The 7,731-nt window shown below is 69.4% G+C and carries 6 protein-coding genes and 1 pseudogene; 1 reads left to right on the forward strand and 6 read right to left on the reverse strand.

Annotation, left to right across the window (positions count from 1 at the left end; all coding sequences use genetic code 11):
* Positions 1 to 215: 215 nt before the first annotated feature.
* From ACF08M_RS13020 to ACF08M_RS13035, 4 genes are all read right to left on the reverse strand, one after another.
* On the reverse strand, positions 216 to 1,415 hold the full coding sequence (locus ACF08M_RS13020) for a damage-control phosphatase ARMT1 family protein (protein WP_392185311.1): 1,200 nt from the start codon (positions 1,413 to 1,415) through the stop codon (positions 216 to 218).
* Between the two features lie 271 nt (positions 1,416 to 1,686).
* Positions 1,687 to 2,601, reverse strand: coding sequence for an FAD-dependent oxidoreductase (locus tag ACF08M_RS13025; protein WP_392185312.1), 915 nt, complete (start codon positions 2,599 to 2,601; stop codon positions 1,687 to 1,689).
* Between the two features lie 4 nt (positions 2,602 to 2,605).
* Positions 2,606 to 3,175, reverse strand: coding sequence for an isochorismatase family cysteine hydrolase (locus ACF08M_RS13030; protein WP_392185313.1), 570 nt, complete (start codon positions 3,173 to 3,175; stop codon positions 2,606 to 2,608).
* Positions 3,176 to 3,200: 25 nt separating this feature from the next.
* Positions 3,201 to 4,241, reverse strand: coding sequence for a hypothetical protein (locus tag ACF08M_RS13035; protein WP_392185314.1), 1,041 nt, complete (start codon positions 4,239 to 4,241; stop codon positions 3,201 to 3,203).
* 209 nt (positions 4,242 to 4,450) lie between these two features.
* Between ACF08M_RS13035 and ACF08M_RS13040 the strand changes: the two are divergent.
* A pseudogene (locus tag ACF08M_RS13040) lies at positions 4,451 to 4,888 on the forward strand (IS30 family transposase); the annotation flags it as partial.
* Positions 4,889 to 4,952: 64 nt separating this feature from the next.
* Here ACF08M_RS13040 and ACF08M_RS13045 read toward each other — a convergent pair.
* A complete protein-coding gene (locus ACF08M_RS13045) occupies positions 4,953 to 5,450 on the reverse strand; it encodes an FBP domain-containing protein (RefSeq protein WP_392185315.1) in 498 nt (165 codons plus the stop codon).
* A 53-nt stretch (positions 5,451 to 5,503) separates the two neighbouring features.
* A complete protein-coding gene (locus tag ACF08M_RS13050; RefSeq protein WP_392185316.1) occupies positions 5,504 to 7,051 on the reverse strand; it encodes an MFS transporter in 1,548 nt (515 codons plus the stop codon).
* Positions 7,052 to 7,731 lie beyond the last annotated feature (680 nt).

Here is a 7,731-nt window from a genome sequence, read left to right on the forward strand (position 1 = left end):
AGCATCACCCCACCGGAGCAGTGGAACCCGGCGCCCACCCGACGCGACAGCCGGGCCACCACCATTCTCACAACCAGCCCGCAACAGAGAAACGGCCCGCCGGAGAAATCGACGGACCGTCATGCAAGATCGAGGCTAATGAGCAGGATTCGCTCGCCCTGAACGACGACGGCAGCGGCGACTGCTCTCTGGGCCTCGGTCGGCACGAAGATCCCCTACCGTCGCACCTGAATCAGCGCGTGCGTTCCACTCGTACGCCAGGCAGCCCCGGATCGTTCGAGCGCGTCCAGCGCTTCCTGCTCCAAACCGACGATGACGTCAGACTTCAGAGTCCGGAGCGCCGCGACGGTCCCAGGGAAGTACGCGGTGAGATCGGCGAAGGACACTGTGGCGTCCCACAGCTGGTCACCCACCAGGCGTCGGTAGTTGAGGTCGCCCTTCAGGATGGTGAGCGTGGCGCTCTCGAAATCGCCGCGAAGGTCCTCGGGCATCTCCTCGTACGGCAGCGGAGCGCAGAAGAACGGGTGGGTGCTGGCCTCAAGGCTCCCTGCCGCCATGGCCTTCCACAGCCGACTGCCGATCGCGCTGGCTTCGCCGGGTGCCTCGGTGAGGCGGCGGAGGCAGTCGACGACGTCGGCCGTCATCGCGTCGGAGACGTAGTAGGGGTGCGGCTTGAGGTGAAGCACAACCTGTTCGGCATGCCGCTGTTCGAGGAGGTGGTCGATGAGGATCAGGTCCGGGATCAGCTCGCGTCCTGCATTGTCCGCAACCACGGCAACGGTCGAGGAACCTCCGGCAGGCAGCAGCTGCCACAACAAGGCGCTGTCGTCGGCAACCAGGGCGGAGTCAGCAGCGTCACCGGCCGCCGGCTCCCCCGCCGAGCCACGGAAGCCGAGGTCCGCGCGGTTGCCCCAGAGCGACGCGTGAAGCAGGGCCGTAGCCCGCTCGTCCGCCGGAACGCTCGCGAGCGCGTCCAGGGCCCGCAGCTCCTCTTCCACGGCCTCGCCGCGCAGCTCGGCCCGTTTGAACGGCGCGAACGGATCGACTCCCTGCCACGGCCCGCTGCCGAAGTACCCGACCGCGCCGAGGAGCCTGCGGTAGAAGTAGCTCTCCGCCCACAAGAACGGGGCGTCGTACCAGGAGCGCCCGAAGTGCTCCTGCCCCCAGTCCGCCCAGATCTCACGGTCGTGTTCCCCAGGGGAGAGCGGCTCGATGACGCCATTGGTGATCTCGTCCAACAGGGCGTCGAGAGCCTCGTGCTGCCGGCGGCCGTACGGGAAGGCGTCTCGTACCTGCTGGATGAGGGCGGGGTGGCGCTTGGCCAGCACACCCCAGGCGAACGAGCCAGGCTCGTTGCTCAGGATGACCGGCGCTCCATCAGCATCAGCCGAGACGTGGGAGGTCTTCGCTGTCATCTTGTCCAAACCCTTCGCTTCTCGCTCACGTGTCCAAGATCCCCAGGGCCACGACGCCAGCCGCACTCCCTACCAGCACCTCGCCCGTCGCCGGAGTGAGACGTCCATCCACCCTGACCTTAGATCTGCCGCTGAAGTGGGAAGTGAACCGGTCCGTCCCAAGATGCCGTACCTCGATATCTCCTGCTCCCGCCCGATCGTCACCTCGGCCTCACTGATCGCGGAGCTTCCCTTCTGAGTGCCGTCGTGGCTGCATCCCGCCGACGTGATCTCAGCCCTTGGCGAGAAGTTCCCTGGCCGCATAGTAAGCGTGCAGTGCAGCCTCGCTGCCGGAGCCCAGGGCGGTCATGATCCGTTGGAAGCGGGTGGAGCGGAGGTCGCCGGCCACGATGACACGGGGGTGCTGGTCAGTGGGTGGGCAGTATCCGTCCGCGCCACGAGCCAGGTCTCCGGTCGGGGCGGTGGGCGCGTTTCCGATGCTGAGGTAGGCGGTGTCCGCCGTGACCGTCTGCCGGGCACCGTCCTGGCCCACCGCTTCCGCTGACACCGAGGCGCCTTCTCCGCAGTTCAGTGTCAGGTGCTCGACGGGGAGGAGAGTGACTCGGGGGTCTTCGCGGATCTCCTCGATCTTGTACGCGTCGGTGGCCGGGTACGCCACGAGCAGGCGGGTGTCGGTGGTCGGGTTGGCGCGCAGGAAGGTGCCGATCGGGCGGTCGCCGCCGAGGACGAGGAGGGTGTGGCCTTCGGCATCGTCCGCCTCGGCCTGCCAGAGCGGGGGCAGGTTCAGGCCGTCGGGGGCGGTGATCCAGGTGGCGTCGCGGGGCTGGAGGGGGCCGACGCCGGTGGCGACGATGGCGTACGGGGCGGTGAGGCGGGTGCCGGTGTCGACCGTGGCGGCCACCTGGTCGTCGTCGGCGCGGAGTTCGGTGATGTGTCGGCCGAGTTCCAGGCGGCACAACTCCGTGCTCTTCAGCTCCGCGACGATGGAGTCGGCGAGCTCGGGGCCGCTGGTGTAGCCGCCGAGGACGTTGTTCAGGGCCGGGATCCGGTAGAGGTTGCGGCACAGCCGGTCCGGCTCGATCAGGATCGAGCGCATGCCGACGCTGGCGGCCATGCGGGCGGCGGCACAGCCGGCCGGGCCGCCGCCGATGATGATCAGGTCGGTGTCGTACAGCGTTTCGGCCATGGGGCTATTCCAACACCGGGGCCCCGACGTACGCAGTGAGTTGGCCGATCACGTGGTCGGTGGTGACGAGTTGGCCGGTTCCGATCAGGCGGCGGGCGACGAGGAGGCCGGCGTCGTGGACATCGAGGCCGGCGTCGCTGGCGCAGGCATCAGTGACGATCCAGGGGGCGTAGCCGTGCTCGAAGGCGTCGGCGGCGGACTTCAGGACGCAGCTCTCGGTGGCGATCCCGCAGAAGACGAGGTCAGTCCAGCCGGCCCGGCGGATCAGTTCGGAAGCCTCCGAGGTGAGGAGCGTGTACCCGGTCTTGTCGATGACCGTGTGTGCGTGGGCGGCAGCCTCGACGAGCTCGGGGACGATGTCGGTCTCGGGCGCTTTCTGGAGCCGGTGCCACTGGAAGAAGCGCTCGTAGGGGCTGTCCGGATAGTTGAAGTACCGGGTGAAGATCACGGGTCGGCCGGCGGCGGACCACTGGGCGACCAGGCTGGAGACCGCGGGCACGGCGTGGCGGCTGTGGTGGTTCACGAAGCCGTTCTGCATGTCGATCACGACCAGCGCGGCACTGCTGATGTCCATCCGGTATCTCTCCTGCCCAGGGTTCTCAGCCGACGCTCTCGCGCAGAGCGTCCTGTGCGGCGCGCAGCCGTTCGGCCAGTCCGCTGGTCTTCATGATGGCCTCCCGCATGAGGACGTGTTGCGCGGTCTCCTGGGCGCGGGCGGTGGTGAGCCGGGAGGTGGCGGCGCGCAGGAAGCGCCAGCCGTACTGCTCGGGCATGGAGGGGTCCTGGCCGTCCTCGATCATCTGCTGGACCTGGCGGGTGAAGCACCACAGGGCCTGGACGGTCAGCTCGCAGGCGACCAGCTCGTCGATGGTGAGGCCGCGCTCGCGGGAGTGGGAGGCGTAGGCGACGCCGGACCAGCCTGCGTAGCCGGTGGAGACTCCCCGCACGCCGAAGGACACGATGTCCGGGTGGTCGAAGCCGGTGGCGAGGAGCGATGCCTCAACCGTGCCGTCCAGGGGTGCGGGCCCGCCCGGGGCGCCGCGGTCGACCAGGACCGAGGGTGTGGACAGCAGGCGCAGGGCAGTGTCGTAGGCGTCTCCGGCCCAGGGTGCGGAGGCAAGCCAGTACAGGGAAAGGACGTACTCGGGGTTGGGGACGCGGTCGTGGTCCTCGTCCAAGAGGTCGCGGAGCTTGTTCCGCGCCCAGGGCAGGTCGGAGGCGTACGAGCGGTAGCGCCAGACGGCGAGATCGGTGAGCGCGGGCGGCTCGTGCGGTTGGACAAGGTGGAAGACGGCGGCCCCGCACGCGAAGACGTGCAGGACGCAGTCCTGCGCTTCGGGGTGGTCCACGCGGGCCGAGGAGGACTCCAGCCACTGGTCGCCCGCGCTCGGCGTCATGTGCGCGCGGACCCGGCCGGCACGCTCGACGCCGATGAAGACCGGCAGGAACTTGTGGGAGTCGACTCCGATCCGGCCTGTGACGGGTGGAGCGACGTCGTTCGCTCCGAATGCTGCGGCGAACCGCGCCTTCGCGTCGTCCGGCGCGCGGCCGAGCGCGGTGTCGAGGACGGCCTGGGATTCACCACGGGGCTGGTAACTCGCCCCGCCACCTTCCCAGTTCGATACGGTCCGGTCGCTCACGCCAGGATGCCTCCCAGCTGCGGACCGGCAACGCACCCCGCGCCATGGCCACCTGGCGCAACCTCGCCATCGGAGCCCTACGAGCAGCTGGCGTGAAGAACATCGCCGCCGGCCTCCGCCACAACGCTCGAAACCCCCGCCGCCCCCTCGCACTGCTCGGCCTCACTTGATCACGAACCGGACGTCACCCGACTACGCCGAAGCCCTGGATCATCGGCAAGGACGGGAAGTCGGCGATCGGCACCCTGGTCGAGCGCGCGACCCGCTACGTGATGCTTCTGCACCTGCCGGGCGACCACGGCGCCGAAGCAGTCCCTACCGCCCTGACCACCACCGTCCGAACCCTGCCCGCCCAGCTGAAAAGGTCCCTGACCTGGGACCAGGGCAGCGAGATGGCCCGGCACGGCGAATTCACCATCGCCACCGACATCCCGGTCTACTTCTGCGACCCCGCCAGTCCCTGGCAACGCGGCTCCAACGAGAACACGAACGGCCTGTTGCGGCAGTACTTCCCCAAGGGCACCGACCTGTCCGTCCACGACCCCGACCACCTGACCGCCGTCGCCGACCAGCTCAACCGCCGCCCACGCAAAACGCTCGACTGGGAAACCCCAGCCGAGCGCCTGCATAAACTGCTCGCGGCCTGATCAACACGACCACGTGTTGCGACGACCCCTAGAAACCGCCATGGCCGTCGAGCCCCTGTCGGCCTCAGTGGAAGACCCGCTCCACGAACGCGTCGAGGTTGCCGCGCAGGCGCTCGATCTGCTGCTCGACAGTGAGGGACTCCTCCATGCGCCCGCCCGGTGCCGCCTTCTTCCTGCCCCGTACGTACAACGAGCAGTCCAGGTCGGCGCAGATGTAGAGGCCCACCGAGTTGCCTTCGCGGCCGGCCGGGCCTGCCTTGGGAGCGGTCATGAGGGAGACGCCGCTGCCGGGATGCGTGGTCAGGCACAGCGAGCACAGGCTGCGGCGCAGGAAGCCGCGGCTGCGGGAAGCGGAGCGCAGGGACAGGCCGACGAGTTCATCGGCGCGTTCGACGACGAGATACCTGCGATCGGGCGCGGACAGATCGAACCAGCCCAGGAAGTCCAGGTCGTCCCAGTGATCGAGGTTCGCCAGGTTCTTGGGCAGAAGGAGGCGTTTGGCCTCGCCCTTCGAGCAGTTGACGAACGAGGTACGGATGTCGTGCTCGGTCAGGGGTTTCATGGAGGATCCTCCGAGGGGTGAGGTGAAAGGTGGCGGGACACGACCCCGGCTCGCTAAGCCGGTGCGTCGTTTCCGGCGTGCTTCGGCGTCTTGTGCCATACGGTGAGGCCCGCTACCAGGGCGGCGAGCAGCAGGACGCTCGCCGAGCACCAGTAGGCGACGGAGAAGCCGTGCACCATGCCTTCGTTGAGGGTCGCGCCGCCGTGGGCCGGATCGCGCAAGCGCGAGTGGACGTAACGGCTGGTGGCGCCGGTGGCGATGGTGTTGAGCAGTACGGTGCCCAGCGAAGCGCCCATCTGCTGAACGGTGTTGAGGACAGCCGAGGCCACACCGGCGTCCTGCGCGGGCACGCCGGCGGTGGCCGTCGCGTAGACCGGCATGAAGGTCAGGCCCATGCCCAGGCCGAGCAGCAGCAGGGCGGGCAGCACGTGCGGGACGTACTGCGCATGCACGGTCAGGCTGCTGAGCAGCACCATGCCGGCGGCGGCCAGCACCATGCCGGACGACATCAAGGTGCGCGGCGCCGTGCGTGGCAGCAGGCGGGCCGCGATCTGGGTCGCGCCGATGACGATACCGGCCGAAATCGGCACGAAGGCCAGGCCCGTCCGCACCGGCGGGTAGCCGAGGACGACCTGCAGGTAGTACGTCAGGAACAGGAAGACGCCGAACATGCCGATGGTGGCCAGGCCCATCGTCGCGAGCGATCCGGCCCGGACACGGTCCTTGACGATGCGCAGCGGCAGCAGCGGGCTCGCCGCGCGGCTCTGCCACCACACGAAGGCGGCGAGCAAGATCACGCCGGCCGCGAGCAGCGTGAGCACCGACGGGCTGGTCCAGCCGCGAGGTTCGGCCTCACTGAAGCCGTACACGAGGGCGACGAGCCCGCCGCAGCCCAGCAGCGCGCCCGGCACGTCCAGGTGCCCGCCCTGGCGGCCGGAGCGGTCGCGCAGGAAGGCCGGTGCGCCGAGCAGGGCGGCCAGCGCGATGGGCACGTTGACGTACAGGGACCAGCGCCAGTTCAGGTACTCGGTCAGCAGACCGCCCACGATCAGCCCGACCGCGCTGCCGCCGCCGGCCAGCGCACCGTAGACCCCGAACGCCCTGGCCCGCTCCTTGGGGTCGGTGAACGTCGCCGTCAGCAGTGACAGGGCCGAGGGCGCCAGGACCGCCGCGAACGCACCTTGCAGGGCCCGCGCCGCGAACAGCATCCCCGGACTGGCCGCCGCGCCGCCCAGCGCGGAGGCCGCGGCGAACCCGGCCAGGCCGATGACGAAGGTGCGCTTGCGGCCCACCAGATCGGCGATCCGGCCGCCGAGCAGCAGCAGCCCGCCGAAGGCCAGCGTGTAGGCGGTGATCACCCACTGCCGGTCGGCGTCCGACATGCCGAGAGCGCGCTGGGCGGAGGGCAGCGCGATGTTCACGATGGTGCCGTCAAGGATCACCATCAGTTGGGCGAGGGCGATGACGGCCAGCGCCCACCAGCGCTTCGGATCCGGTGCCGGTGCCGGAGTCGCGGCGGGAACCTCGCGGTCCGGGGAACGGTCGGTGGCCGTGGAAGGGGCGGACGGGAGGGATTCCCCTCCGGGACGTTTCTTGCTCATGGCGATCACGCACGTTTCGTGTCGAAGTGCTGTCGAGACAGCCGGCCAGGGACGGTCGCAGTGGTGACGACGGGCCGGTGTACGCAGCACGGGGACACGGCATGGCGGTGGGGCAGCGGGAACCGCGGACAGCACCCGTGGCCTGCCTCACCAGCTGCGTGTCACTCAAGCCGGCGCTCTTGCTGGTCGTGAGGCGGAGAGTGCCGAGATCACGGTGACCAGCAAAAGAAGGGCCCGTCTTCGGGCACGCGCCCCCGCGGCCCGCGCGGCGACGAACCGCGCAGGCCAGGACATCTCGTGACGCGGCATCTCAGGAAGATGCCGAAGACAAGAAACAAGAAGGGGGAAGAGTTACCGCGCGCCGCAGAGGAGGGAGGGCACACGGCCGGAGGCAACTATGGCCGCAACGCATTCGGCACGGTCCATGTCTCTCGCCTCCTTCCGGGCAGGGCACGCGGTGCGTGTCGACGCCGAGCGCGCCGAGCGGGGCGGCAGAGAACCTGCCGCGCGAAATCCCGGACAGGGTATCACATCGACGCCACCGCGCGACCGGAATTGCCGACCGCCCGCGCATACACGGAAGGGGGTTGTGGGGGGCGGCCGGGGAAAACCCCAACGGTTTTGGGCCCCCCCCGGGGGTGTTGGTGGGGGGGGTGGTAACGGGGGGGGGGGTGGGGGTG

Source organism: Streptomyces sp. NPDC015032 (assembly GCF_043080425.1).
Lineage (GTDB): Bacteria > Actinomycetota > Actinomycetes > Streptomycetales > Streptomycetaceae > Streptomyces.

Excerpts from the sequence above, each read along its gene's own strand:
- ACF08M_RS13045 (WP_392185315.1), bottom strand. The coding sequence starts at position 5,450 with ATGAAACCCCTGACCGAGCACGACATCCGTACCTCGTTCGTCAACTGC.
- ACF08M_RS13020 (WP_392185311.1), bottom strand. The coding sequence starts at position 1,415 with ATGACAGCGAAGACCTCCCACGTCTCGGCTGATGCTGATGGAGCGCCG.
- ACF08M_RS13025 (WP_392185312.1), bottom strand. The coding sequence starts at position 2,601 with ATGGCCGAAACGCTGTACGACACCGACCTGATCATCATCGGCGGCGGC.
- ACF08M_RS13050 (WP_392185316.1), bottom strand. The coding sequence starts at position 7,051 with ATGAGCAAGAAACGTCCCGGAGGGGAATCCCTCCCGTCCGCCCCTTCC.
- ACF08M_RS13030 (WP_392185313.1), bottom strand. The coding sequence starts at position 3,175 with ATGGACATCAGCAGTGCCGCGCTGGTCGTGATCGACATGCAGAACGGC.